25 protein-coding genes are annotated in these 22,676 nt (G+C 71.8%); 19 read left to right on the top strand and 6 right to left on the bottom strand.

Going from position 1 to position 22,676, the window contains the following annotated elements; genetic code table 11:
* Positions 1–6 precede the first annotated feature (6 nt).
* From sufC to BZY54_RS09210, 6 genes are all read left to right on the top strand, one after another.
* A complete protein-coding gene (sufC, locus tag BZY54_RS09235; RefSeq protein WP_086724381.1) occupies positions 7–771 on the top strand; it encodes a Fe-S cluster assembly ATPase SufC in 765 nt (254 codons plus the stop codon).
* Positions 768–2,024 carry a cysteine desulfurase gene (locus tag BZY54_RS09230; protein ID WP_086724380.1) on the top strand — a complete coding sequence of 419 codons (1,257 nt, stop codon included), beginning with the start codon at positions 768–770 and terminating at the stop codon, positions 2,022–2,024. Before sufC ends, BZY54_RS09230 begins: the two co-directional genes overlap by 4 nt.
* A gap of 21 nt (positions 2,025–2,045) precedes the next feature.
* Positions 2,046–2,513: a Fe-S cluster assembly sulfur transfer protein SufU gene (sufU, locus tag BZY54_RS09225; protein ID WP_086724378.1), complete on the top strand. Its 468-nt coding sequence runs from the start codon at positions 2,046–2,048 to the stop codon at positions 2,511–2,513.
* Positions 2,510–2,842: a metal-sulfur cluster assembly factor gene (locus BZY54_RS09220; protein WP_086724375.1), complete on the top strand. Its 333-nt coding sequence runs from the start codon at positions 2,510–2,512 to the stop codon at positions 2,840–2,842. The genes sufU and BZY54_RS09220 overlap by 4 nt, the downstream gene beginning before the upstream one ends.
* A gap of 127 nt (positions 2,843–2,969) precedes the next feature.
* Positions 2,970–3,290, top strand: coding sequence for a DMT family transporter (locus tag BZY54_RS09215; protein WP_086724373.1), 321 nt, complete (start codon positions 2,970–2,972; stop codon positions 3,288–3,290).
* Positions 3,290–3,883: a TetR/AcrR family transcriptional regulator gene (locus BZY54_RS09210; protein ID WP_086724371.1), complete on the top strand. Its 594-nt coding sequence runs from the start codon at positions 3,290–3,292 to the stop codon at positions 3,881–3,883. The genes BZY54_RS09215 and BZY54_RS09210 overlap by 1 nt, the downstream gene beginning before the upstream one ends.
* Here the strand turns inward: BZY54_RS09210 and BZY54_RS09205 are convergent.
* Positions 3,816–4,745 carry a winged helix-turn-helix transcriptional regulator gene (locus BZY54_RS09205; protein WP_086724369.1) on the bottom strand — a complete coding sequence of 310 codons (930 nt, stop codon included), beginning with the start codon at positions 4,743–4,745 and terminating at the stop codon, positions 3,816–3,818. The two genes, BZY54_RS09210 and BZY54_RS09205, sit on opposite strands and share 68 nt — an antisense overlap.
* A 110-nt stretch (positions 4,746–4,855) precedes the next feature.
* Between BZY54_RS09205 and BZY54_RS09200 the strand changes: the two genes are divergently transcribed.
* A complete protein-coding gene (locus tag BZY54_RS09200) occupies positions 4,856–6,085 on the top strand; it encodes an MFS transporter (protein ID WP_086724368.1) in 1,230 nt (409 codons plus the stop codon).
* Between the two features lie 98 nt (positions 6,086–6,183).
* Entirely contained in the window at positions 6,184–7,173 is a 990-nt protein-coding gene (dapD, locus tag BZY54_RS09195) for a 2,3,4,5-tetrahydropyridine-2,6-dicarboxylate N-succinyltransferase (protein WP_086724366.1), read from the top strand.
* A gap of 313 nt (positions 7,174–7,486) precedes the next feature.
* Here the strand turns inward: dapD and BZY54_RS09190 are convergent, their stop codons facing one another.
* Positions 7,487–7,987 carry an HAD domain-containing protein gene (locus tag BZY54_RS09190; protein ID WP_086724364.1) on the bottom strand — a complete coding sequence of 167 codons (501 nt, stop codon included), beginning with the start codon at positions 7,985–7,987 and terminating at the stop codon, positions 7,487–7,489.
* A gap of 16 nt (positions 7,988–8,003) precedes the next feature.
* Entirely contained in the window at positions 8,004–8,924 is a 921-nt protein-coding gene (gene dapA, locus BZY54_RS09185; RefSeq protein ID WP_167413968.1) for a 4-hydroxy-tetrahydrodipicolinate synthase, read from the bottom strand.
* A gap of 208 nt (positions 8,925–9,132) precedes the next feature.
* Between dapA and BZY54_RS51585 the strand changes: the two genes are divergently transcribed.
* From BZY54_RS51585 to BZY54_RS09155, 7 genes are all read left to right on the top strand, one after another.
* The gene (locus tag BZY54_RS51585) at positions 9,133–9,273 is read left to right on the top strand and encodes a hypothetical protein (RefSeq protein ID WP_167413967.1); all 141 of its coding nucleotides are present in this window, start codon (positions 9,133–9,135) and stop codon (positions 9,271–9,273) included.
* Positions 9,270–10,058: a hypothetical protein gene (locus tag BZY54_RS09180; protein ID WP_086724360.1), complete on the top strand. Its 789-nt coding sequence runs from the start codon at positions 9,270–9,272 to the stop codon at positions 10,056–10,058. Before BZY54_RS51585 ends, BZY54_RS09180 begins: the two co-directional genes overlap by 4 nt.
* 54 nt (positions 10,059–10,112) lie before the next feature.
* Entirely contained in the window at positions 10,113–10,550 is a 438-nt protein-coding gene (locus tag BZY54_RS09175) for a phage holin family protein (protein ID WP_167413966.1), read from the top strand.
* Entirely contained in the window at positions 10,547–11,101 is a 555-nt protein-coding gene (locus BZY54_RS09170) for a DUF3618 domain-containing protein (RefSeq protein WP_086724358.1), read from the top strand. The genes BZY54_RS09175 and BZY54_RS09170 overlap by 4 nt, the downstream gene beginning before the upstream one ends.
* Positions 11,102–11,299: 198 nt before the next feature.
* Positions 11,300–12,037 carry an antibiotic biosynthesis monooxygenase gene (locus BZY54_RS09165; protein ID WP_086724356.1) on the top strand — a complete coding sequence of 246 codons (738 nt, stop codon included), beginning with the start codon at positions 11,300–11,302 and terminating at the stop codon, positions 12,035–12,037.
* Positions 12,038–12,157: 120 nt separating this feature from the next.
* Positions 12,158–12,766 (top strand): ArsR/SmtB family transcription factor, encoded by a 609-nt coding sequence (locus BZY54_RS09160; RefSeq protein ID WP_086724349.1) that lies wholly within the window; start codon positions 12,158–12,160, stop codon positions 12,764–12,766.
* Between the two features lie 16 nt (positions 12,767–12,782).
* On the top strand, positions 12,783–13,517 hold the full coding sequence (locus BZY54_RS09155; protein WP_086724347.1) for an SRPBCC family protein: 735 nt from the start codon (positions 12,783–12,785) through the stop codon (positions 13,515–13,517).
* 12 nt (positions 13,518–13,529) lie between these two features.
* Here the strand turns inward: BZY54_RS09155 and BZY54_RS09150 are convergent, their stop codons facing one another.
* Positions 13,530–15,365, bottom strand: a complete 1,836-nt coding sequence (locus BZY54_RS09150; RefSeq protein WP_086724345.1) for an endonuclease/exonuclease/phosphatase family protein — start codon at positions 15,363–15,365, stop codon at positions 13,530–13,532.
* A 302-nt stretch (positions 15,366–15,667) separates the two neighbouring features.
* On the opposite strand from BZY54_RS09150, the gene BZY54_RS09145 reads away from it, so the two are divergent.
* The 3 genes from BZY54_RS09145 to BZY54_RS09135 all read left to right on the top strand — a co-directional run bounded on the left by BZY54_RS09145 (position 15,668) and on the right by BZY54_RS09135 (position 20,879).
* Complete coding sequence (locus BZY54_RS09145) at positions 15,668–17,122, top strand: hypothetical protein (protein ID WP_086724340.1); 1,455 nt, start codon at positions 15,668–15,670, stop codon at positions 17,120–17,122.
* 199 nt (positions 17,123–17,321) lie between these two features.
* On the top strand, positions 17,322–18,773 hold the full coding sequence (locus BZY54_RS09140; protein ID WP_086724339.1) for an alkaline phosphatase PhoX: 1,452 nt from the start codon (positions 17,322–17,324) through the stop codon (positions 18,771–18,773).
* A 522-nt stretch (positions 18,774–19,295) separates the two neighbouring features.
* A complete protein-coding gene (locus tag BZY54_RS09135; protein WP_086724338.1) occupies positions 19,296–20,879 on the top strand; it encodes a TROVE domain-containing protein in 1,584 nt (527 codons plus the stop codon).
* A 15-nt stretch (positions 20,880–20,894) separates the two neighbouring features.
* Here BZY54_RS09135 and BZY54_RS09130 read toward each other — a convergent pair whose 3' ends face one another.
* On the bottom strand, positions 20,895–21,329 hold the full coding sequence (locus BZY54_RS09130; RefSeq protein WP_244217059.1) for a nuclear transport factor 2 family protein: 435 nt from the start codon (positions 21,327–21,329) through the stop codon (positions 20,895–20,897).
* Positions 21,330–21,423: 94 nt separating this feature from the next.
* Here BZY54_RS09130 and BZY54_RS09125 point away from each other — a divergent pair, with 94 nt between their 5' ends.
* Entirely contained in the window at positions 21,424–21,990 is a 567-nt protein-coding gene (locus BZY54_RS09125; protein ID WP_086724337.1) for a TetR/AcrR family transcriptional regulator, read from the top strand.
* Between the two features lie 68 nt (positions 21,991–22,058).
* Here BZY54_RS09125 and BZY54_RS09120 read toward each other — a convergent pair.
* A partial coding sequence (locus BZY54_RS09120; RefSeq protein WP_208640604.1) for a TerD family protein occupies positions 22,059–22,676 on the bottom strand: 618 nt, incomplete at its 5' end.

Below are 22,676 nucleotides of genomic sequence, written 5' to 3'. Positions count from 1 at the left end.
GCACCCATGGCAACGCTTGAAATCCGAGACCTGCACGTCACCGTCGAGGCCGACAACGCCACGAAGGAGATCCTCAAGGGCGTCGACCTGACCGTGAAGCAGGGCGAGACGCACGCCATCATGGGCCCCAACGGCTCCGGCAAGTCGACTCTCGCCTACTCGCTCGCGGGTCACCCGAAGTACACGATCACCGGCGGCACCGTGCTGCTCGACGGCGAGGACGTCCTGGAGATGTCCGTCGACGAGCGCGCCCGCGCGGGCCTGTTCCTGGCGATGCAGTACCCGGTCGAGGTCCCCGGCGTCTCGGTCTCCAACTTCCTGCGCACCTCCGCCACCGCGATCCGCGGCGAGGCCCCCAAGCTGCGCACCTGGGTGAAGGAGGTCAAGGAGACCATGGAGCGTCTCCACATGGACCCCTCCTTCGCCGAGCGCAACGTCAACGAGGGCTTCTCCGGCGGTGAGAAGAAGCGCCACGAGATCCTCCAGCTGGAGCTGCTCAAGCCGAAGATCGCGGTCCTCGACGAGACGGACTCCGGCCTGGACGTCGACGCCCTGCGGATCGTCTCCGAGGGCGTGAACCGCGTCCGCGAGACCGGCGAGGTCGGCACCCTGCTGATCACGCACTACACGCGCATCCTGCGCTACATCAAGCCCGACCACGTCCACGTGTTCGCCGGCGGCCGCATCGTCGAGTCCGGTGGCCCCGAGCTCGCGGACAAGCTGGAGAACGAGGGCTACGAGGCATACGTGAAGGGTGGCGCATCCGCGTGACACAGCTGCCGGGCCTCCTCGACACCGAGGCGATCCGCAAGGACTTCCCCATCCTGGACCGCCTGGTCCACGACGGAAGGAAGCTCGTCTACCTCGACAACGCGGCGACCTCCCAGACTCCGCGCCAGGTGATCGACGTCCTGGACGAGTACTACGAGCAGCACAACGCCAACGTCCACCGCGGCGTGCACGTGCTCGCCGAGGAGGCCACGGCGTTGTACGAGGGCGCGCGCGACAAGGTCGCCGCGTTCATCAACGCGCCGAGCCGCGACGAGGTCGTCTTCACCAAGAACGCCTCCGAGTCGCTCAACCTCGTGGCGAACATGCTCGGCTGGGCCGACGAGCCCTACCGGGTGGACCACGAGACCGAGATCGTCATCACGGAGATGGAGCACCACTCCAACATCGTGCCGTGGCAGCTGCTCGCGCAGCGCACGGGCGCGAAGCTGAAGTGGTTCGGCCTGACCGACGACGGCCGGCTCGACCTGTCGAACATCGACGAGATCATCACGGAGAAGACGAAGATCGTCTCCTTCGTGCTGGTGTCCAACATCCTCGGCACCGTGAACCCGGTCGAGGCGATAGTCCGCCGCGCCCAGGAGGTCGGCGCGCTGGTCTGCATCGACGCCTCGCAGGCCGCCCCGCACATGCCACTGGACGTGCAGGCCCTGCAGGCCGACTTCGTGGCCTTCACCGGCCACAAGATGTGCGGCCCGACGGGCATCGGCGTGCTGTGGGGCCGCCAGGAGCTGCTGGAGGACCTGCCTCCGTTCCTCGGCGGCGGCGAGATGATCGAGACGGTGTCGATGCACTCCTCGACGTACGCCCCCGCCCCGCACAAGTTCGAGGCGGGCACCCCGCCGATCGCGCAGGCGGTCGGTCTCGGCGCGGCGATCGACTACCTCGACTCGATCGGCATGGACAAGATCCTCGCCCACGAGCACGCGCTCACCGAGTACGCGGTGAAGCGGCTGGCGGAGGTCCCCGACCTGCGCATCATCGGCCCGACCACGGCCGAGGACCGCGGGGCCGCGATCTCCTTCACGCTCGGTGACATCCACCCGCACGACGTGGGCCAGGTCCTCGACGAGCAGGGCATCGCGGTCCGGGTCGGCCACCACTGTGCCCGCCCGGTCTGCCTGCGGTACGGAATTCCTGCGACCACGCGAGCGTCGTTCTATCTGTACTCCACGCCGGCCGAGATCGACGCCCTGGTCGACGGCCTGGAGCACGTACGGAACTTCTTCGGCTGACGGGACGGGACGAACGATCGCATGAAGCTGGACTCGATGTACCAGGAAGTCATCCTGGACCACTACAAGAACCCGCACGGGCGTGGTCTTCGGGATGGCGACGCCGAGGTGCACCATGTGAACCCGACGTGCGGCGACGAGATCACCCTTCGCGTGAAGTACGACGGCACGACGATCAAGGACGTCTCGTACGAGGGCCAGGGCTGCTCCATCAGCCAGGCCTCGGCCTCCGTGCTCAACGAGCTCCTCGTCGGCAAGGACCTCGCCGAGGCGCAGAAGATCCAGGAGACCTTCCTGGAGCTGATGCAGTCCAAGGGCAAGATCGAGCCCGACGACGCGATGGAGGACGTCCTGGAGGACGCGGTGGCGTTCGCGGGGGTGTCCAAGTACCCGGCCCGGGTCAAGTGCGCCCTGCTGAGCTGGATGGCATGGAAGGACGCGACGGTCCAGGCGCTGGACGGCGCCGACGCCGAAAGGAAGACGGCATGAGCGAGACCGTGGAGATGAAGCCGGCCTCGGAGGAGGAGCTCCGCGAGGCCCTGATGGACGTCGTCGACCCCGAACTGGGCATCGACGTCGTCAACCTGGGCCTGATCTACGGCATCCACATCGACGAGTCGAACATCGCGACCGTCGACATGACCCTGACGTCGGCGGCCTGCCCGCTCACGGACGTCATCGAGGACCAGGCCAAGTCCGCCACGGAGGGCCTCGTCAACGAGCTGCGCATCAACTGGGTGTGGATGCCGCCGTGGGGCCCCGACAAGATCACGGACGACGGCCGCGAGCAGCTGCGAGCGCTCGGGTTCAACGTCTGAGGCAACGAAGCGACACGGAGACGGCGAGGTCCGCACGGACCTCGCCGTTCTTCGTGCCCTCGGCGGTGCGCGTCGAATCGTCCCACCGATATGTACGGCCGTACACAACGCTCGGTAGGCTCGCGCCATGGGATACGTGATGCTCGCGGGTGCCATCGCCGCCGAAGTCGCCGCCACGACCGCCATGAAGTACAGCGACGGCTTCAGCAGGCTCGGGCCGTCGCTGGTGACCCTCCTCGGCTACGTGGTGTCCTTCGCCCTGCTCGCCCAGACCCTGAAGAGCGTGTCCATCGGCACCGCCTACGCCATCTGGGCCGGGATCGGGACGGCGGCGGTCGCGGCGATCGGTCTGATGCTGTTCGGAGAGGGGCTGAACCTGGCCAAGGTCACCGGGATCGTGCTGATCATCGGCGGAGTGGTGGTACTGAACCTGGGCGGAGCCCACTGATGGCCCGCCGGTACGACCCCGAGCGGCGGCAGCGCATCATCGACGCGGCGATCCGCGTGGTGGGCCGCAAGGGCATCGCCGGGCTGAGCCACCGCTCGGCCGCTGCGGAGGCGGATGTGCCGCTGGGCTCCACGACGTACCACTTCGCCACCCTCGACGACCTGCTGGTCGCCGCACTGCGCCAGGCGGAGGACGGCTTCGCCAAGGTGATCGCCGCCCGCGGCGGCCTGACCGACCCGCGCAGCGACCTGGCCACGGAACTCGCGGCCTGGATGAGGGAGTGGCTCGCCGGCGACCGCACCGGCGTGGAGCTGGAGTACGAGCTGTATCTCGCCGCCCTGCGTCGCCCAGCCCTGCGCCCCGTCGCCGCCGAGTGGGCAGACGACGTCGCCGCCCTGCTCTCCCGCCGCACCGACCGGCTGACGGCCCGGGCGCTGGTCGCCCTCATGGACGGCATCTGCCTGCAGGTGCTGCTGACGGGGGCGCCGTACGACGAGGACTACGCGCGCGAGGTGCTCGCACGGGTCATCCCACCGGGCCCGTCACCTCGCCCTTGGTCTCCTCCTCCGGGCCCGCCTCGGTCAGACGCCTGACCGTCTCCAGGGCCGCGTCGACGCTGCCCGCCACGTCCGTGATCGGGTATTGCACGCTCCGTACGACACGCTCGCGGTCGACGACCAGGGTGAGCCGCTTGAGACGGCCGGTGCCGGCCGCGCGGAACGTCGGCAGGCGCAGGGCGGCGATCAGGTTCAGGTCGGCGTCGGACAGCAGCGGAAAGCCGAGCCGCTCCTTCGCCGCGAACGCCCGCTGTTCGTCCGGGCGTTGGGTGGAGACACCGTGCACCGTGGCGCCGGCCGCGGCGAACTCGGCGAGGTGGTCGCGGTAGGTGCAGGACTCCAGGGTGCAGCCGGAGGTCCCGGGGATCTCCGACCAGCCCGGAGGGTAGGCGTCGGCGCGGGCGTAGGCGCCGGGGAAGCAGTAGAGGACGGTGTACGGGGTGTGCGCGGCGACCGGGTCGCGCGCCGTCCCCTCGTCGTCCAGCAGTCTCAGCTCGGGAATCCGGGTTCCGGGCAGTTCGTGGACCCGCCGGGCCTCCGCGGAGGCCTCCTCGGCCGTCGCGGTCGTGCGGCCGTCGCCCAGGATCCAGGCGTCCCCCCAGTCCTGGAGGGCGACGAGGACGGGCAGCAGCGCGCGACCGCGGGCGGTGAGGTGGTACTCGTGGCGCACGGGCCGCTCCTGGTAAGGCACCCGGGTGAGCACGTCCGCCTCGACGAGGAGACGCAGCCGCTCCGTCAGCACTTTGCGGGACAGGCCGAGTTCACGCTGCAGCTCGTCGAAGCGGCGCACGCCGCGCGCCGTGTCGCGCACGATCAGCAGGGTCCACCAGTCGCCGACGACGTCCAGGGCCTGCGCGATGGCACAGGTGGCGTCCTCCAGGCTCGTCCTGCGGGCCATGACCCTCGTCCCTTCGTCCGTCAGCACGTTGACCCGAGGCTGCCATGCTGACATAGTTAGTTCCCAAAAGGAACTCACTCGCTCGCGGGTGTGGGCACGGAGGGGGACGGGTGCGGACGCTGCGGGAGGTACCGCGGACGGTGTGGCTGCTGGCCGCCGGAACGTTCGTCAACATGGTGGTGAGCGTCGGGTTCGTCTACCTCTTCCTCTATCTGACCGGGCCGCGCGGGCTCGGCGTGGGCGAGGCGGGCCTGCTGAGCGGAGCCGGGGGAGTGGGGCTCGTCGCGGGCAACTTCACGGGCGGCTGGTACGGGGACCGGCTCGGGCACCGGCGGGTGCTGCTGGCCGCGGCCGCCACCTCCGGACTGCTGCTGGCCGCCGTGCCGGTGCTGCCGACCACCGCGCTCTTCCTCACGCTGCCCCTGTGCGAGTACGCCTCCGGGGTGCAGCGTGCCGCCAACTCCGCACTCGTCGCGGCCATCGTGCCCGAGGGGGCCCGCAGGCCCGCGTTCGCCGTGGTGCGGGCCGCGGCCAACGGAGGGTTCACCGTCGGCCCGGTGCTCGGCGCACTGGTGGCCACCCGGTTCTCCTACGACTGGCTGTACGTCGCCGACGGGCTCGGCAGCCTCGCTCTCGCCTGCTGGACCGCCCGGGTGGTGCCCGCCCACGGGATCCGGCGGGTCCGCAAGGGCCATGACGCGGGCGGCGTGTGGCCGCAGCTGCGGGCGCGGCCGGCCGTACTGGTGCTGCTGGCGGCGATCGTCGTCATCGACGTCGTCTACCGGCAGCAGTACTCCACCTTCCCGGTCTTCCTCGCCGACCACGGCATGGACACCCGCCTGTACGGTTCCCTGCTCGCCGTCAACGGCGGCGTCCTGCTGTGCCTGGAGCTGCCCACCGCGCTCGCGCTGCGGCGCCGCTCGCCCCTGCCCGTCGTCGGCTGCGGGCTGCTCCTGGTCGCCGCGGGCTTCGGCGCGCTGCTCCTCGGCGCCGCGACCGCCACCGCCGTCGCGGCGATGACGCTGCTCACCCTGGGCGAGTTGCTCTACAAGACGACCGCGACCGCCTACGTCGCCGACCAGGCGCCGGAGCACGTCCAGGGCCGCTTCCAGTCCCTGTACGCCGGTGTGTCCATCAGCGGCATGGTGCTGTCCGCACCCCTCGGCGGCGCACTGTACGCGGCGGCGCCCGGACTTCTCTGGCCGCTGTGCACGGCCCTCGGCGCGGCGGCCGGGTGCGCGGTGCTGGCGGCCGGCCGGCTGCGGACGCCCGCGCGCGGTCCGCTACGCGACCGGCACCCCGCCCCGGGCCACACGGCGGAGCCCGCGCCGGGTGCCTGAAGGGTCCTCGTACGCGCCCTGGCCCCTGCGTCGCCCGCCACCTGAGACGAAGGCCCGCTGGTTCGCCTCCCCGGCCCCCCGCCGGTTAGGTTTCCCCTATGACCGACACGACTGCTCCTCGCACCACCGGCGCCGTGGCCGCCGGGCTTGCCACGATCGCTTCCGACGGCACTGTTCTCGACACCTGGTTCCCCGCGCCCGAGCTGACGGACGAGCCCGGCCCCGCCGGTACCGAGCGGCTGTCCGCCGAGCGGGCCGCGGAGCTGCTCGGCGGCGGCGCGGCCGCGGCGATCGGGCCGGACGTCCGCCGGGGCGTCGAGGTGGTCGCGGTCCGCACGGTCATCGCCTCGCTCGACGAGAAGCCGATCGACGCGCACGACGTCTACCTGCGCCTGCACCTGCTCTCGCTCCGCCTGGTCAAGCCGCACGGGCAGAGTCTGGACGGCATCTTCGGGCATCTCGCCAACGTCGCCTGGACCTCGCTCGGCCCGGTCGCCGTCGACGACATCGAGAAGGTGCGGCTCAACGCCCGCGCCGAGGGCCTGCACCTGCAGGTGACGTCCGTCGACAAGTTCCCGCGCATGACGGACTACGTTGTCCCCAAGGGCGTCCGCATCGCCGACGCGGACCGCGTCCGGCTCGGCGCGCACCTCGCCGAGGGCACCACCGTGATGCACGAGGGCTTCGTGAACTTCAACGCCGGCACCCTCGGCACCTCCATGGTCGAGGGCCGCATCTCCGCCGGTGTCGTCGTCGGCGACGGCTCGGACATCGGCGGCGGCGCCTCCACCATGGGCACGCTCTCCGGCGGCGGCAACGTGATCATCTCCATCGGCGAGCGCTGCCTGGTCGGCGCCGAGGCGGGCGTCGGCATCGCGCTCGGCGACGAGTGCGTGGTCGAGGCCGGTCTGTACGTCACCGCCGGTACGCGCGTGACGATGCCCGACGGGCAGATCGTCAAGGCCCGTGAACTCTCCGGCGCCTCCAACATCCTCTTCCGCCGCAACTCGGTCACCGGCGCGGTCGAGGCCCGCCCGAACAACGCGGTCTGGGGCGGCCTGAACGAGGTCCTGCACAGCCACAACTGACCGACGGCGGCCGTGACCTGCGGCCGCCTCCTCGGTCAACGTCCTGACCTGCTGCCGAGCTGTCGGCGGCTTCCGACGTCGGTCATGGCCGAGCGCCCTTCCACGGCCCTGGGACGGCCTGGAAGGGCGCTCGCTCTCCGTGCGGACCCCGGTTCCTCGTGAGCCCCCGTCCCCTCCGGCACGAGAGTGGGGCACGGCCACGCGACCGTGCGTGGGGCTGCCTCGCCGGGAGCCCCGGGCGGTGCGGTCGCTGAGGGCTGTTCGGCTCCCGTCGTCCGGGAGGGCGCCCCGCCGTGTCGTCGTGCGTCACGGATCACCCGGCGGAGGCCGCGAACCGCGCGAGCGCCTCGAAATCCCCTTCGCGCATGCCGAGCCTCGGGTCGACGAGGTGCAGCAGCGCACGACCGGGGTGCTCGGCGGTCACGTACGCGGTGTCCGCGGAGGTCTGCTCGTCGTCCACCCAGGCGAAGGGGCGGCCCGCCGCGTACGCCACGATCGCCTCGGTCTTCCAGTGCACCCCGTCGGGGCGGATCGCGAACAGCCCCGTGCCGAAGTCGACGTACGGCAGCTCGGGCAGGCCGAGGACCGGGGCGATCCAGCGGTTCGCCGCGTCCATCCAGGTGGTGGCCCAGCACAGGTCGTACCCGAGCCGCAGCAGCGCCGGGCCGTGCGAGGGGTTCAGCCAGACCCGCAGCGCCCGCCCCGGGTGCAGCGCCACCCGGATCGTCGTGTACCCCTCGGGGCGCCGCTCCGGCCGGGCCGCCCACGGGTTGAGGGGGCCGTCGACGTCGAGGAACAGCAGAGGGCGGCTCACGGGGCCACCCTACGGCTCAGCCCACGGGCGCGAAGGCCGCCGTAAGGCGCTCGTGGGCGGCCAGCAGCTCGTCGACCCTGTCCTGGCCGGCGGGCCGCAGCGGTGCGCGCACCGGGCCCGCGGGCAGCCCGAGCGCGCCCAGCAGCCCCTTCACCGTCACCGTGCCGGGCAGCCCTGAGGCCATCATCAACTCGATGAGTTCTGTGGCCCGTTGCTGCAGCAGGGCGGCCCGCGCGGTGTCGCCCGCGTCGAACGCGTCCAGGACCGCGCGCAGTTGACGCGGGGCCACGTTCGCGACCGTGCTGACGTATCCGGCGCCGCCCATCGCGTACAGGGCGAGGATGTGCTCGTCGCAGCCCGCGTAGAACGCCAACTCGCTACGCGCCAGCAGCCTCTGGACGCCGAGGAAGTCGTAGGAGCAGTCCTTGACCGCCACGATCCGGGGGTGTTCGGCCAGCCGGAGCATCGTGTCGGGCTCGATGCGGGTGCCGGTGCGGCCGGGGATGTCGTACAGCACGAGCGGCAGGCCGGAGGCGTCCGCGACCGTGCGGAAGTGTTCCTCCACGGCGTCCTGCGGCGGCCTGCTGTAGTACGGCGTCACCACCAGCACCGCGTCGGCGCCCGCCTTCTCGGCCGCCAGGGCGAGTTCGACGGTGTGCCGGGTGTCGGCCGTGCCCACCCCCGCCACGATCGAGGCACGGTCTCCGACCGCCTCGCGCACGGCGTGGATCAGCTCCGCCTTCTCGGCGTCCGTCGTGGTCGGCGACTCGCCCGTCGTGCCGCTGAGCAGCAGGCCGTCGCATCCCTCGGTCACCAACCGGTCGGCCAGCCGCTGGGCGCCGTCGAGATCGAGCGCCTCCGAGGTGGCGGTGAAGGGCGTGACCATGGCGCACAGAGCGCGGCCGAAGGGCGGGGCGGGAGCGGCTGCGGTTGTCATACGGGTAGTGTCGGCAACTCCATCGTGAAGCTCCACTGAATTTTTCTACTCAATATCGCTAAGTGATGCTTCACGATAGTCCTCACCGTCCGCGCCGTCTGTGCCTTTCGCAGCCCTGCGTCCGGGTCCGCCGTGCGCTGTGTCCAAGTCGGCCGTGATGCGTCACCATGGGCATGAGGTCACCGACGGGCAGCTCATGGGAGGCGTCATGAAGCTCGGCAAGGCACTGGCCACCGGAGTCGCGGAGGAGCAGCAGCAGCCGCGGGTCGCCGAGGAGGAGATCGAACGTCCCGAGGAGATCCAGGAGCCGCAGGCCGCCGCGCCCGAAGAGGTCCCGGCCGCCCGATGAGGCTGCGGCTGCCGACGGAACGCCCGGCGGAGCCGCCGACCGGTTACAAGATCGCTCACCCGGTGCTGTCCCAGGACGGCACCCGGGCCGGTTTCACCGGAGTGTCGCTCGGCGGCGCGCTGCCGTACGGCGTCGTCGCCGACGCGGCGTGCGTCTACGGCCTCCGGCACCGTCCGCCCGCTCGCCTGTGCGACTGCGGCTTCCACTGCGTGCACGAGCGCACGGCGGCCGAGGCGCTGCTGTGCACGGCCGAGCATCGGGCCGCCGTGCTGCTGGAGGTCTCCGTCCTCGGCGCCTACATCCGCTTCGAGCGGGGTTTCCGCTACGCCCGCCAGCGGGTGCGGACGATGACCGTCGGCCCGTGCGCGTGCGGGGCTCCCGCCGTCGCGCTGGCCGACGCGGGCTGGGGCAGACCCGGCATGCGGGCCCTGGCCGCCGCGTGCGCGGCCTGCGTGCGCGGCCGCGTCTCCGTGACCCCCGCCGGCTTCGCCCGGCTGGCCGGGGACGGCCTGCGGGTCGTGGCCGACGGCGGGTTGGGCGGTGCGGCCGGTGGCGTGCCGCCGGCGGCGGCGGGCGTCGGCACGGACGCGCCCGGTCCGGCCGCGGGCCGGGGCCCTGGTGGGGCGCAGGTTCCGGGTGCGTTCGAGGGGGAGAGCGTGCCCGAGGAGCTGGGTGTGCCCGAACTCGTCGCGGAGGCGGCCCTGTTGCAGGCGCGGCTCGACTGGTTCCAGGTCCAGCTGGCCCGGCTCGGCGAGCGCGGGCCCGGCGGGCCGGGGCAGGGGTAGTCGGGGACGGCCCGGGGTACCCGGGTGTTCCGGACCGAGAGGAGGCGGGACACCGTGACCGGGACCATCGACGCCAGGCCTGCGCGCGAGCAGCTCCACCCGATGGGCGACCGCTCGGTGGGCGAACTCGTGCACCAGGCGACGGAAGACCTCTCCCTGCTCGTACGGCAGGAAGTGGCCCTCGCCAAGGAGGAGCTGACCGCGAAGGGCCGGCGTGCGGGGCGCGGCGGCGGGCTGCTGGGTGCCGCCGGCGCCATCGGCTACGTCGGACTGATCGCGCTCGCCGGTACGGCCGTCGCCGCAATCTCTCTGGCGCTGCCCGTGTGGGCCTCCGCGCTCATCGTGGCGGGTGCACTGTTCGCGATCGCGGGTCTGCTGGCCGTGGTCGGCCGCTCCCAGTTGCGTCGCGCCGGGCCACCCGCACCGCGAAGGACGATCGGCAGCGTCAAGGCGGACGTCGAGCAGATCAAGGAAAGGGCGCACCACCGATGACGGACAGGACGCAGGGCGCGGACGGCGGATCGAGGAGGGCACTCGGCGCCAAAGGCCCCGACGAACTGCGCGCGCAGATCGAACAGACCAGAAACCGGCTCGGTGACACCGTCGAGGAGCTGGCGGCCAAGGCCGATGTGAGGGGCCGGGCCAAGGCGCGCGCGGCGGATCTGAGGGACCGGGCGGGCGCGATGACGGTCCAGCTGCGCAGCACGGCCGTGCACGCCGGACATCGCGCCCAGGAGAAGGCCACCCTGGCCGGGCACAAGGCGCAGGAGCGGGTCGGCGTGGCCGGGCACCGGGCCCAGGAGAAAACCACCCTGGTGGGACACCGGGCGCAGGAGAGGGCCACCCTCGTGGGGCATCGGGCGCAGGAGCGCGCCAGCCAGGTGGGGCACCGGGCCGAACACGCCGTTCCCGGCCCCGTGACCGACGCCGTCCAGGCCTGCCGGCGCAATCCGCGCCCGCTGATGATCGCGGGTGTGGCCTGTGCGGCCGTGCTGACGGCAGGGCTGCTGGTGCGCCGGTACAGGCAAAAGGAGTGCCAGTGAGGGCCGCCGCCGAGGGGCCGCCCTGACGGGCGCCCGACGCCACCGCAGAACGGAACACGCCCGGCCTCGGTCGGGCCGGAGGCCGCTCCCCACCTCTCCGGTGGGGGGCGGCCTCCTTTTGCGCTTGACCTGAACCTTGGTCGAGGTCGGAGGGTGGTCGGTGCACACAGCGCCCACCGCCGATCACCGGAGGCCCGAATGAGCCGTACCATCCGTACGCCTGAGATCCGTACGACCCGGCGCACCGAAGCCCACCCCGACCTCGCCGACCCGCGCGTCGGCGCGCCCTTCTTCAGCACCTGGCGGGTGGGCACGCCGCAGCGGCAGCGGCAGACCGTCGAGGCCGTCGCCGCGACCTGGGAGCGCCGCCCCTGGCCCGCCGACGACCTGGTCTCCTACCACGTCTACACCGGCCACGACGGCTCCACCCTGCTGCACCACTCGCAGTGGGCGAGCGAGCAGGCCTACGAGGCGTTCGTCAGGACCCGGCGGCAGGAGCGCGTCGACGAGATCGACACCGCCGTGCCGGGGATCGAACGGCTGCGGCTCGGCCGCTACCGGCGCTACCGCGGCAGCGGGCCGGCCGACCGGGCGGGCCGCGTCCCCGGGTGCATCGTGATCGTCGACGTCGAGTTCGACGGGCCCGCCCCCGAGCGGCAGCGCGCCTGGGTCGACGCCGTCATCGAGGCGCTCGAGACCGACCCGCGCCCGCACCCCGGCGGGATCGCCGCCCATTTCCACTTGAGCACCGACGGCACGCGGGTCCTGAACTACGCCGATTGGGAGAGCGCCCAGGCGCACATCGACGCCCTGAACGCCTCCGGCGAGGGCATCGGCTCGGCCACCGAGCAGTGGAAGCGCGTCCGGACCTGGCCCGGGCGGAAGAGCGGCACGGTCAGCCGCTACGACCACGCCCTCGGCCTCGTGCCCGCCTGATCCACCCACGCGGAATCCGGATCCGGCCCTGCGCGCGGGCCCCACCCGGCCCCGTGCAGGCGACTTACCGAAAACTCTGACCGTCTGGACAAAAAAAGTTTTCGGTGAGACGGTGAACCCATGCTGGACGTGACCGTGATCGAGGACCCCGAGGCGGCAGCCGTTTCCCTGGACCCCGTCCGGGCCCGGCTGCTCGCCGAACTGGCGGCCGGACCCGCGTCGGCCGCGATGCTGGCCGGACAGGTGGGCCTGCCCAGGCAGAAGGTGAACTACCACCTCAAGACCCTGGAGCGGCACGGCCTGGTCGAGCTGGCGGGCGAGCGTCGCAAGGGCAACGTCACCGAGCGGCTGATGCGCGCCACCGCCGCGTCGTACGTCATCTCACCACTCGCGCTGGCCGCCGTGCAGCCGGATCCGGACCGCTTCCGCGACCAGCTGTCCGCGCGCTGGCTGCTCGCCCTGGGCGCCCGGCTGGTGCGCGACGTCGGCGCACTGATCACCGGAGCGACGAAGGCCCGCAAACGGCTGGCCACGTACGCGCTGGACGGCGAGGTGCGTTTCGCCTCGGCCGCCGACCGGGCGGCCTTCGTGCAGGAGCTGACGGCGGGGGTGAGTGCCCTGATCCGCAAGTACGACACGCCGGACGCCGAAGCCGGGCGCGACCACCGGATCGTCGTGGCCCTGCATCCCACGGTCAGGGACCGGCACACCCCCGAGCCCGAGCACTAGACGTCAGGAAACCACCATGTCCGAGGAATTCGAGATCGCCCGCGAGTTCGAGGTCGACGCCCCGCCGGAGAAGGTGTGGGAGGCGATCACCACCGGTTCCGGAGGCTATCTGTGGCCGATGGAACCGCCCGAGCCCCGGGTCGGCGGCAAGGGCCCCTTCGGGTCCACAGTCACTGCATGGAACCCGCCGAACCGCTACACCAACCGTGTCGAGGACGTCGAGGGCATCTCCGAGCAGACCCTCAACCAGCTCGACTACACGATCGAGCCCCGCGACGAGGGGCGACGGGCCTGGGTCCGGTACGTGCACAGCGGCATCTTCGTCGACGACTGGGACAACCAGTACGACGGCGCCGCCAAGCACACCGACTTCTATCTGCACACCCTGCGCGAGTACCTGGCCCACTTCGCGCCCCGGCCGGCCGCCTTCGCCACGTTCGACGGGCCCGACGCGTCGAAGGCCGCCGACGCCCTCGCCGTGGTCGGGCGGGCGCTCGGTGTCGCCGAGGACGTGGCGGCGGGCACACGGCTGACCGTCCGGGGGCCGGACACGTTCGAGGCAGTGGTCGACTTCCGCAACCCGTACTTCATCGGACTGCGCACGGACCGGGGCCTCACCCGCGTCTTCGGGCGCAACCACTGGGGGCACCCGGTCGGCATCTCCCTGCACGACTTCACGCCGGGCGCCGACATCAAGGAGTGCGAGGCCGCCTGGCAGGACTGGCTGAACGGCGTGTTCAGCCAGCCCTGAACCCGGCGCGTCCTACGGGCGGAACCGCAGCACCTGCGGGTCGTGGTCGCTGATCTGGTCGCTGAACTCCGAGTTGATGTGCACGCTGTCGTACTCGAAGTCGCACCCGCGCCGGATCGCCGGGCTGATCAGGATCTGGTCCAGGACCTGCTCGTTGCCCTGGTAGTCGTAGGTGTAGCGCTCGCTCCGGGGCAGCGACTTGATCGCCGACCACAGCTCGCCGTCACCCTCGAGGATCTTGGCGGTGTCGGAGAACTCGAAGTCGTTCATGTCGCCGAGCGCGATGACGTCCGCGTTCTTCTGCGCGGACAGGATGTCCTTGACGAACGCGTTCACCACGGTGGCCTGTGCGTGGCGCTGGATCTCCGAGCTGCGCACCGGCGGTTGGTACTGCGCGGTCAGTCCCTGGTCGCCGCCCTTGGAGTTGAGGTGGTTGGCGATCACGAAGACCGTCCTGCCGCGGAAGACGAACTCGCCGGCCAGCGGCTTGCGGCTGTTGCTCCAGGCCGCGTCGGTCGGGGCGATGCGGCCCGGGGAGGCCGTCAGCTGCGCCTTGCCGTGCACCTTGGTGACGCCGACGGCGGTGGTGGAGTCGCCGCCCGCGCGGTCCACGAAGGACACCCGCTCCGGGTCGAACAGGAACACCTGGCGGATGTTGCCGCCCGGCTCGCCGCCGTCCTGGTCGTCGACCGGGTCGATCGAGCGCCAGTCGTACCGGGGGCCGCCCGCCGCGACGATCGCGTCGATCAGCTTGTTCACGGTCTCGCTCGCGTCGACCGTGCCGTCGTCGGCGGCGCCGTTGTCGTCCTGGATCTCCTCCAAGGACACGATGTCCGGCGACCGCAGGTTGTTCACGATCGCGGCGGCGTGCTTGTCGAACGTGGAGTCGCCCGGGTCGAGGTTCTCGACGTTGTAGGTCGCCACCGCCAGCTCGTCACGCGACTGCTTCTTCGTGGTCTCCCGCTCCAGCCCGCCGCTGTGCAGGGTGCCGAGCGCGCTCGCGACCAGCGTGTAGCCGCCGAACTGGTTGAAGTCCAGCGGGCCGGTGGTGGTGCCCTCCAGGGTGTCGCCGACGTTCGCCGTCGGGAAGTCGGCCGTGGAGCCCAGCGACTGGATCTGCAGCCGGCCGCTGTTCCGGGCGTCGTAGGAGCCGTAGACCGTCCCGCCGCGGCGGCTCGGGTGCTCGTGCGGCTTCACCGTCACCCACAGCTCGCTGTACGGGTCGGTCGCGGTGATCACGCGGGCGTCGGCGACCTGGACGTTCATGCCCCCCAGGGACTCGTAGTAGTCCAGGGCGTACGTCGAGGGGGCCAGGGTCAGGCCGTTGATCGAGCCGGCCGCGGCGGTGTCGCCGGTGGGGGCGTACTCGTCCGGCACGGACTTCTCGTCGAGGACGACCGGCGCCGGGACCGCGTTTCCGGTGGAGACGGTGGTGACCGACGGCTTGGTGATCTCCGTCACCGACTGGTTGCCCGAGGAGGCGCCGCCCGGGACGAACTCGGAGACCGTGCCGGTGACCGTGACGGAGTCACCGACCGCGACCTTCGGGGTGGAGCTGGTGAAGACGAACACGCCCTCGCTGGTGGCCGGGTCGTCGTCCGGGCTGGGGTCCTGCATCCAGAAGCCCCTGGACGAACCGTAGGTGCGCACCGCGGTGACGATTCCGGCCACGTCCGCGACCTTCTGGCCGGCGTACGGAGATATCCGGGTGGTGCCCTGGATGTCGTGGATGCGCACGGAGTCCGCGTGCGCGGGCGTGGGGAAGACGATCGTCGGGACCACGGCCGCCGCCGAACACACGGCGGCGACGGTCAGCGCGGCGAGACGCGCGGAAGACATGCTCGGCAACGGGAATCCCTCCGGGGACGTGACAGGCGCCGGGACGAGGGTGGAACGGGGCAACGCGCGTAGACAACCGGAACACGGTGAACGGCCGTGCCCTGCGGTGAACAGCTGTCCCCCGAACTTCTACGCGCGTCAATTTCCTGCGCGGCCAGGGCAGTTGTCAAGGTTTCGGCCATGCACGGCCGCCGTCGAAGAGATGAACCGGGCGGCATCGGTGGAAATCCGTCTAGGCTGAGCGGTTGAGTCGTCAAGGCCTTCAGGCCCGCCGTCGTCCAGGCCCTCAGGCCCGCTAGGAGAACCAGCCGATGTCAGACAGGTCCCCGTTGCCGCCGGTGCGGCTGGCTTCCGAAGCGGAGCTGGCCCGGGACGCCCTCGCCACCCCGCTGCTCTCGCGCGCCGCCCGGCTCGCCCGGTGGGCCGGACCCGGGACCCGGGTGGGCGCCGGCGGCGCGCTGGTGGAGGGACAACTGGCCGAGGCGGCCGAGGCGCTGGGGCTGGGCGCGGACAGCGGGGACGACGCCGCGGCCCTGGCGAGCGAGGCCTGGCGTATCGCCGTCGACACCGGACTCGTGGAGATCACCGACGAGGAGGAGGGCACCGTCGCGGCGGGACCGGAGCTGCGCCTGCTCACCGGCGGCTCGCCGCACGACGTGCTCGGGGTGTGGCTGACCGCGCTGGAGGCCGTGCTGGCCGACGCGAGCGTGCCCGACCTGGACGGCCTGATCGACGCGATGGACGAGGGCGGCGCCGTCGACCTCTCCGCGCTCGACTGGGACCCCCAGGCCGAGGCGGATTTCCTGGACGGGGTGCTCGCCAACCTCTATCTGCTCACCGTCGGCGAGGACGGTTCCGCCGGCGGCCCCCTGCCGCTGCCCGCGCTGGCCGCCTCCGTGATCGTGCCCAGCGACATGGGTGAGCCCACCAACGACATACTCGAGCAGGTCTCCGACGCCATGATGCGGCTGGACGACCAGTTCCGGCTGCTTCAGCCGGCCGGGCTCGTGGAGTACCGGCCGGTCGACGAGGCGCTCCTGGCGGACGCCGATCACGCCGAGGACCCCGCCGCCGAGCAGCAGGCCCCGGAGGACGAGGTGGACGTCACCCGCTACGGCATGGTGCGACTCACCCCCCTCGGACTGTACGGAATGCGGGCCCGGCTGCTGGACGCCGGCCACGAGGCCCCGGCGGTCGGCGACCTCGCGGACAAGGGTGCGGACGCGCTGCTCGACGGCACCGCCGGCTTCCCGTCCGCCGCCACGCACGCCGAGACCGAGCTGTGGCTGGCGCGCCGCGAACCGCTCGCCGCCGCGCGTGAGCTGCTCGCCGCCGCACGCGGTGCGGACACCGGGGCTCCGCTGCGGCGGCTGCGCTGCCAGCAGGCGCTGTCCCTGGTGGGCGCCGCGGCCGAACCGGCGCTGCGCGAGGTGCTCGACGACGCCGAACTGGGCGGGCTGGCCCGGGTCTGGCTGACCGAGCGGGGCCTGACCGACGTACCGCCCCCGTCCCAGGGGATGGTCTTCTGGCTCACCATCGACACCGTGGCCGCCCAACTGGCGGCCGAGGGGGACTCCGAGGAACTGCACGCGCTCGTGCAGGGCCTCGCGGAGCAGCACGGCGGTTTCTTCGCGGCGGCCTGGCGGGTGGACCACCCGCAGACGGCGGACGTGCTGGAGGCGATGGGGCGGCTGCACCCGGACAAGAAGATCGCCAAGGAGGCGCGCAAGGCGGCCTTCAAGGCACGGTCGGCGCACGGCGGCTGACGGCCGCCGCCGCCGGGCGGGCCCGGGGCCTTTCCCGGGCGACTTGGGTGTCTCGTGGGATTGCGTATACGGATTCATGAAAGAGAGTCCGGTGAAGTCGACCGGTGTTCAGCCGTAGTTCAGGCGCGGGCGGGACGGTTGCGCCGAACCGAGGTCCGCCACCCTCCACGGCAGCCACCACCGTCACAGGAGACACACCATGTCGCTCACCCGCAGGGACTTCACCAGGAAATCCGCGATCACCGGTGCCGGGGTCGCCCTGGCGGGCAGCGTCGGCGCGCTCGCCACCGCGCCCAACGCCCTCGCCGCCACGGACATCGACAACGACGAGGCGGAGTCCGCGCGCGGTGGCCACCACGGCGTCGGCTACGGCCCGTTGGTCTCGGACCCGAACGGCATCCTCGCCCTGCCCGCGGGCTTCGCCTACAAGATCATCACCTACAGCGGCAGGACCAAGCTGGAGTCCGGCGAGTTCACGCCGTCCAACCACGACGGCACCGCCACCTTCGAGGGCCCCCGGGGCACCACCCTCCTGGTCAACAACCACGAGCTCGCCGGCGCCCGCGCCCAGTGGCCGCACCCGGTGCCGCTCACCGAGGGCCTGGTCTACGACCCGGCGGCGGCCGGCGGCTGCACCGTCGTCGAGGTCCGCCGCGGCGGCGAGGTCGCCGAGTGGGTCGGCATCGCCGGCACCGCCACCAACTGCGCGGGCGGCAGCACCCCCTGGGGCACCTGGCTGACCTGCGAGGAGACCGAGGACAAGGCCGGCAAGAACGGTTTCACCAAGGACCACGGCTACGTCTTCGAGGTCGACCCGGAGGACCACCGGGCCAACCGCGACCCCAAGCCGATCAAGGCCCTCGGCCGCTACGCCCACGAGGCGGTCGTCATCGACCCCAAGCGCGGGCACGCGCTCCTCACCGAGGACGCCGCCGGCCCCAACGGCCTGCTCTACCGCTGGACCCCGCCGGAGGGCTTCCGCCACGGCCGCGGCAAGCTGCGCACCCTCGCGGACGACGCGGGCGTGCTGCAGGCCTTCAAGTGCTTCGACTCCGGCGGCAAGTTCGTGGACGACCTGTCCCGGGCCACGAAGATCGGCACGGTCTACGGCGTCGACTGGGTGGACGTCCCCGACCGCGACGCCAAGCAGGTCTCCACCCGTAAGCAGTTCAAGGACGGCCAGATCACCCGCGCCCGCAAGCTGGAGGGCATGTGGTGGGGCGACGGCGGCGCCTACATCGTCTCCTCCTACGCCCGGGAGGAGAGCCCCGTCCAGCACGACGGCCAGGTCTGGTTCTACGACCCCAAGCGCCGCACCCTGACCCTGAAGGTGCTGCTCGGCGTGAACCCGGACCCGGCCAAGGACGGCGCCTTCGACGGCCCGGACAACATCACCGTCTCCCCCTACGGCGGCCTCGTCATCGCCGAGGACGGCGAGGGCGTCCAGCACCTGTTCGGCGCCACCGAGAGCGGCCGCACCTACCCCATCGCCCGCAACGAACTGAACATCGGCACCGAGGCGGAGCCGGAGTACAGCGAGTTCACCGGCGTCACCTTCTCGCCCGACGGCAAGACCCTGTTCGCCAACATCCAGACGCCCGGCATCATGCTCGCCATCACCGGTCCGTGGAAGCGGCAGAAGCGCGGCTGAACCTTTCGGGAACGTCGGTGAATTAAATTCGCTCGCCCGTCCCGCGGCTCCCCTCCTAAAGTGATGCACGTCCAGGTGCGACAGGCAGGACCTACTTCCACTCTTAATGGGGAGGCCGCGGGTTCGAATCCCGCCACCGGCTCGACATGCCGGTGTAGCTCAGTGGCAGAGCACCGACCGTCGGTTCCGCCGGCCTCGATCTCTGGACACCGAAAAACTTCAGGCACCTCCCGGTGCGACGGCAGCGGCTACTTCCCTTTCCCGGAACAAGAACAGCCGCCGCCGACCTGATCTCGGGAGGCGCAGTTCATGGTGGGTGCCCGGTGCGCAGGCAACGGTTACTTCCTCGGATCGGACGGTTGCGGGTTCGAATCCCGTCATCGACTTCGGGTCGGTGTAGCTCAATCGGCAGAGCATCTGGCAAAGTCCGTCGCCGACCCCTGACCTCGGGCCCCCTCCTTCTGCTGCGCCTCCCTCCGAACAACGACGTCCAAGTCGCCGAGGGATTCGGGGGAATTCAGCATGGCGCGATTCAACACCAAGGCCGCCAAGGTGCAGCCCACTTCGCGGGTCACCTCCACGGGACGCGTGCTGCGCACGTACGAGGGCGGCCGGGGCCACGAGCGTGACGCACGCTCGGAGCTCTTTCTGCTCGCGATCTCGAACATGGTCTCCCGGCAGACCTTCTACGAGTCCGGCGCGGACCGCGACGACCGGTTCGCGAAGCTCGTGCGCGAGCTCGCCGTCGCCGACCCGTCCTGGACCGCCGGCCTGCTCGGCTGGCTGCGCGGCGCGGGGAACATGCGTACGGCCTCGATCGTCGGCGCCGCGGAGTACGTGCGGGCCCGGCTGACGGCGGGCGTCACCGGCGGCCCGTCGAACCGGCAGGTCGTGGACTCGGTGCTCCAGCGCCCGGACGAGCCCGGCGAGTTGCTCGCCTACTGGACGGCGACGTACGGCCGAGCCGTCCCCAAGCCTGTCAAGCGGGGGGTCGCCGACGCCGTACGACGGCTGTACCACGCCAGGTCGCTGCTGAAGTACGACACCGCGTCCAAGGGCTACCGCTTCGGTGACATCCTCAACCTGGTGCACGCCTCGCCGGACCCGGACAAGCCGCGGCAGGGCGAGCTGTTCCGGTACGCCCTCGACCGGCGCCACCACCCGGACACCGCCGAGCCGCCCGCGTCGATCCCGGTGCTGGCCGCACACCGCGAGCTGATGACGCTGCCCGTCGAGCGGCGCCGGGCGGTCGTCACCGAGCCCGGCGGCGCCGAGCGGCTGGCGGCGGCCGGCATCACCTGGGAGGCGCTGGCCGGCTGGATCCAGGGGCCGATGGACAAGGCGGCCTGGGAGGCCGTGATCCCGTCCATGGGCGCGATGGCGCTGGTGCGCAACCTGCGCAACTTCGACGAGGCCGGGGTCTCGGACGAGGTCGCCGCGCAGGTCGCGGCGAGGATCAGCGACCCGGAGCAGGTGGCCCGCTCGCGCCAGTTCCCCTTCCGCTACCTGGCCGCGTACCGGAACGCTCCGTCGCTGCGCTGGTCCTGGTCGCTGGAGCGGGCGCTCGGTCACTCGCTGGCCAACGTGCCCGCGCTGCCCGGCCGGACGCTCGTGCTGGTTGACCGCTCGGGTTCGATGTTCTGGTCGCTGGTGTCCGAGCGCTCGCAGCTCAACCGGGCCGACGCGGCGGCGATCTTCGGCACCGCCCTCGCTCTGCGTGCCGCGGACGCCGATCTCGTCCAGTTCGGGACCACCAGCGACAAGGTGAGGTTCCGCAAGGGCGAGTCGGTGCTGAAGGTCCTGGACCGCTTCGGCGACCTCGGCGGCACCGACACCACCGAGGCGGTGCGCCGGCACTACCGCAAGCACGACCGGGTGCTGATCGTCACCGACGAGCAGTACGCCCCGAACCGGCACGGCGACCCGACCGGCCAGATCCCGGCCCACGTCCCGGTCTACACCTGGAACCTCGAGGGGTACCGGGCGGGCCACGGCCCGTCGGGGACGGGCAACAGGCACACGTTCGGCGGGCTCTCGGACTCGGCTTTCAGGATGGTCCCGCTGCTGGAGGCGGCACGGGACGCCGACTGGCCGTGGGCGGCCTGAGCGCCGGCGGCCGGGTCATCGCCGCATCGCGCCGGTGACCGCGAGGCCGTCCATGTAGTCGCGCACGTGCACGAGCAGACCGTCGCGGACCCGCATCACGAGCAGGCCGGGGACCTCGAAGGGCTCACCGGTGGTGGTCACGGTCCCGGTGACGGTCTGCTCGACGGTGATCACCTCCGGGTCGGTGGACTCGTGCACCGCCACCTCGTGGACCGCCTCCGGCCGCGCCGGGCTCGCGCCCCAGAGAGCCGTGTAGCCCGCGCGCACCTCCTCGCGTCCGAGGTAGCGCGCGGGCAGGCCGGGGAAGCGGAACGGGAACTCGTGCACGGCGTCGACCGCGTACAGGCCGGCGAGGTCGTCGGCGGACCTGTCGAGTATCGCGCGGCGATAGCGGGCCAGTACGCCGCGCGGGCCGGGGCCGGCCGAGGGAGGGGTGGCCATGGGTGCCATGGGTCGGACTCCGTTCGGCAGATAACCGGGGACGGTCTCCGGTTGACGCCGGATAACATACGGAGATGGCCTCCGGTTCGCAAGGAGTATCTGGATGACGCAGGTCAGGCCCATGCGCGCGGACGCTCGGCGCAACTACGAGCGGTTGCTGAAGGTGGCGGCGGAAGTCTTCGCCGAGCATGGGGAGAACGCGTCGCTCGACGACATCGCCAAGCGGGCGGGTGTCGGCTCCGGCACGCTGTACCGGCACTTCCCGAACCGCCGGGCGCTGCTGGAGGCCGCCTACACCGACCGGATGGAGGCGCTCGCCGCGCGGGCAGGCGAGCTGGCGGAGCACCTGCCGCCGGGCGAGGCGCTGATGGAGTGGCTGAACGAGCTCTGCGCCGGGACGATCCAGGTGCGCGGGCTGAAGTCGCTGCTGGGCTCGGCCGTCACGGACGGCGGTTCGGCCGCGGTCACGGCCTGCGGCGCGTCGATCAAGGGTGCTGCGGCCCGGCTGGTGGAGGCGGCCCAGCACGAGGGGGCCCTGCGGGCCGATGTCGAGCCGGTGGACGTCCTGCGGCTGGCGCACGGCGTCGTGTCGGCGTCGGAGCTGGCGGACGGGCAGGGCCGGCACATCCGCCGGTATCTGTCCCTGCTGATGGAGGGGCTGCGGGGGTAGCGGGCCCGGGTTCGGCCAGGGCGGGCGCCCTCCGCGAGGGCGCCCCCGGGCCGTCGTACGGGCAGCGCCTACAGCGCCTGTGCCGCCGGCTTCACCATGTTCCGTACGGTGCGGGCCTTGACGAAGTCGCCCATGGCCGTCATCTCCCACTCGCCGGAGAACTGGCGGATCAGCTTGGCCATCATCACGCCGGTCTGGGCCTCGGCGTCGGTGAGGTCGAAGCGCACCAGTTCCTCGCCGGTGGTGGCGTCCAGGAGGCGGCAGTAGGCCTTGGCGACCTCGGTGAACTTCTGGCCGGAGAAGGAGTTGACCGTGAAGACCAGGCCGGTGACCTCCTGCGGAAGGCGGCCGAGGTCCACGGTGATCACCTCGTCGTCGCCCGCGCCCTCGCCCGTGAGGTTGTCGCCGGAGTGCTTCACCGCGCCGTTCAGGATGGCCAGCTTGCCGAAGTAGCAGCTGTCGATGTGGTTGCGCTGCGGCCCGTAGGCGATGACGGAGGCGTCCAGGTCGATGTCCGCGCCGCGGAACGCGGGCTCCCAGCCGAGGCCCATCTGCACCCGGGACAGCAGCGGGCGGCCGCCCTTGACCAGGGACACGGTCTGGTTCTTCTGGAGGCTGACCCGGCCCTTGTCGAGGTTGACCTTCCCGGTGCCGGGAGCGGGCGCGGCGGCGGCCGGCGGCGCCGG

Source organism: Streptomyces carpinensis (genome assembly GCF_002154505.1).
Lineage (GTDB): Bacteria > Actinomycetota > Actinomycetes > Streptomycetales > Streptomycetaceae > Streptomyces > Streptomyces carpinensis.
Note: the sequence above shows the minus strand (reverse complement) of the source record. Positions and strands in the feature narration are given on the sequence as shown.

Bases quoted from the DNA above. Each gene is read 5' to 3' on its own strand.
- BZY54_RS09170 (WP_086724358.1), top strand. From the start codon at position 10,547: ATGACGGACAGGACGCAGGGCGCGGACGGCGGATCGAGGAGGGCACTC.
- BZY54_RS09140 (WP_086724339.1), top strand. From the start codon at position 17,322: ATGTCGCTCACCCGCAGGGACTTCACCAGGAAATCCGCGATCACCGGT.
- BZY54_RS09155 (WP_086724347.1), top strand. From the start codon at position 12,783: ATGTCCGAGGAATTCGAGATCGCCCGCGAGTTCGAGGTCGACGCCCCG.
- BZY54_RS51585 (WP_167413967.1), top strand. From the start codon at position 9,133: ATGAAGCTCGGCAAGGCACTGGCCACCGGAGTCGCGGAGGAGCAGCAG.
- BZY54_RS09135 (WP_086724338.1), top strand. From the start codon at position 19,296: ATGGCGCGATTCAACACCAAGGCCGCCAAGGTGCAGCCCACTTCGCGG.
- BZY54_RS09130 (WP_244217059.1), bottom strand. From the start codon at position 21,329: ATGGCACCCATGGCCACCCCTCCCTCGGCCGGCCCCGGCCCGCGCGGC.
- BZY54_RS09125 (WP_086724337.1), top strand. From the start codon at position 21,424: ATGACGCAGGTCAGGCCCATGCGCGCGGACGCTCGGCGCAACTACGAG.
- BZY54_RS09165 (WP_086724356.1), top strand. From the start codon at position 11,300: ATGAGCCGTACCATCCGTACGCCTGAGATCCGTACGACCCGGCGCACC.
- BZY54_RS09205 (WP_086724369.1), bottom strand. From the start codon at position 4,745: ATGGCCCGCAGGACGAGCCTGGAGGACGCCACCTGTGCCATCGCGCAG.
- sufC (WP_086724381.1), top strand. From the start codon at position 7: ATGGCAACGCTTGAAATCCGAGACCTGCACGTCACCGTCGAGGCCGAC.
- BZY54_RS09160 (WP_086724349.1), top strand. From the start codon at position 12,158: ATGCTGGACGTGACCGTGATCGAGGACCCCGAGGCGGCAGCCGTTTCC.
- sufU (WP_086724378.1), top strand. From the start codon at position 2,046: ATGAAGCTGGACTCGATGTACCAGGAAGTCATCCTGGACCACTACAAG.
- dapA (WP_167413968.1), bottom strand. From the start codon at position 8,924: ATGACAACCGCAGCCGCTCCCGCCCCGCCCTTCGGCCGCGCTCTGTGC.
- dapD (WP_086724366.1), top strand. From the start codon at position 6,184: ATGACCGACACGACTGCTCCTCGCACCACCGGCGCCGTGGCCGCCGGG.
- BZY54_RS09180 (WP_086724360.1), top strand. From the start codon at position 9,270: ATGAGGCTGCGGCTGCCGACGGAACGCCCGGCGGAGCCGCCGACCGGT.
- BZY54_RS09210 (WP_086724371.1), top strand. From the start codon at position 3,290: ATGGCCCGCCGGTACGACCCCGAGCGGCGGCAGCGCATCATCGACGCG.
- BZY54_RS09220 (WP_086724375.1), top strand. From the start codon at position 2,510: ATGAGCGAGACCGTGGAGATGAAGCCGGCCTCGGAGGAGGAGCTCCGC.
- BZY54_RS09145 (WP_086724340.1), top strand. From the start codon at position 15,668: ATGTCAGACAGGTCCCCGTTGCCGCCGGTGCGGCTGGCTTCCGAAGCG.
- BZY54_RS09215 (WP_086724373.1), top strand. From the start codon at position 2,970: ATGGGATACGTGATGCTCGCGGGTGCCATCGCCGCCGAAGTCGCCGCC.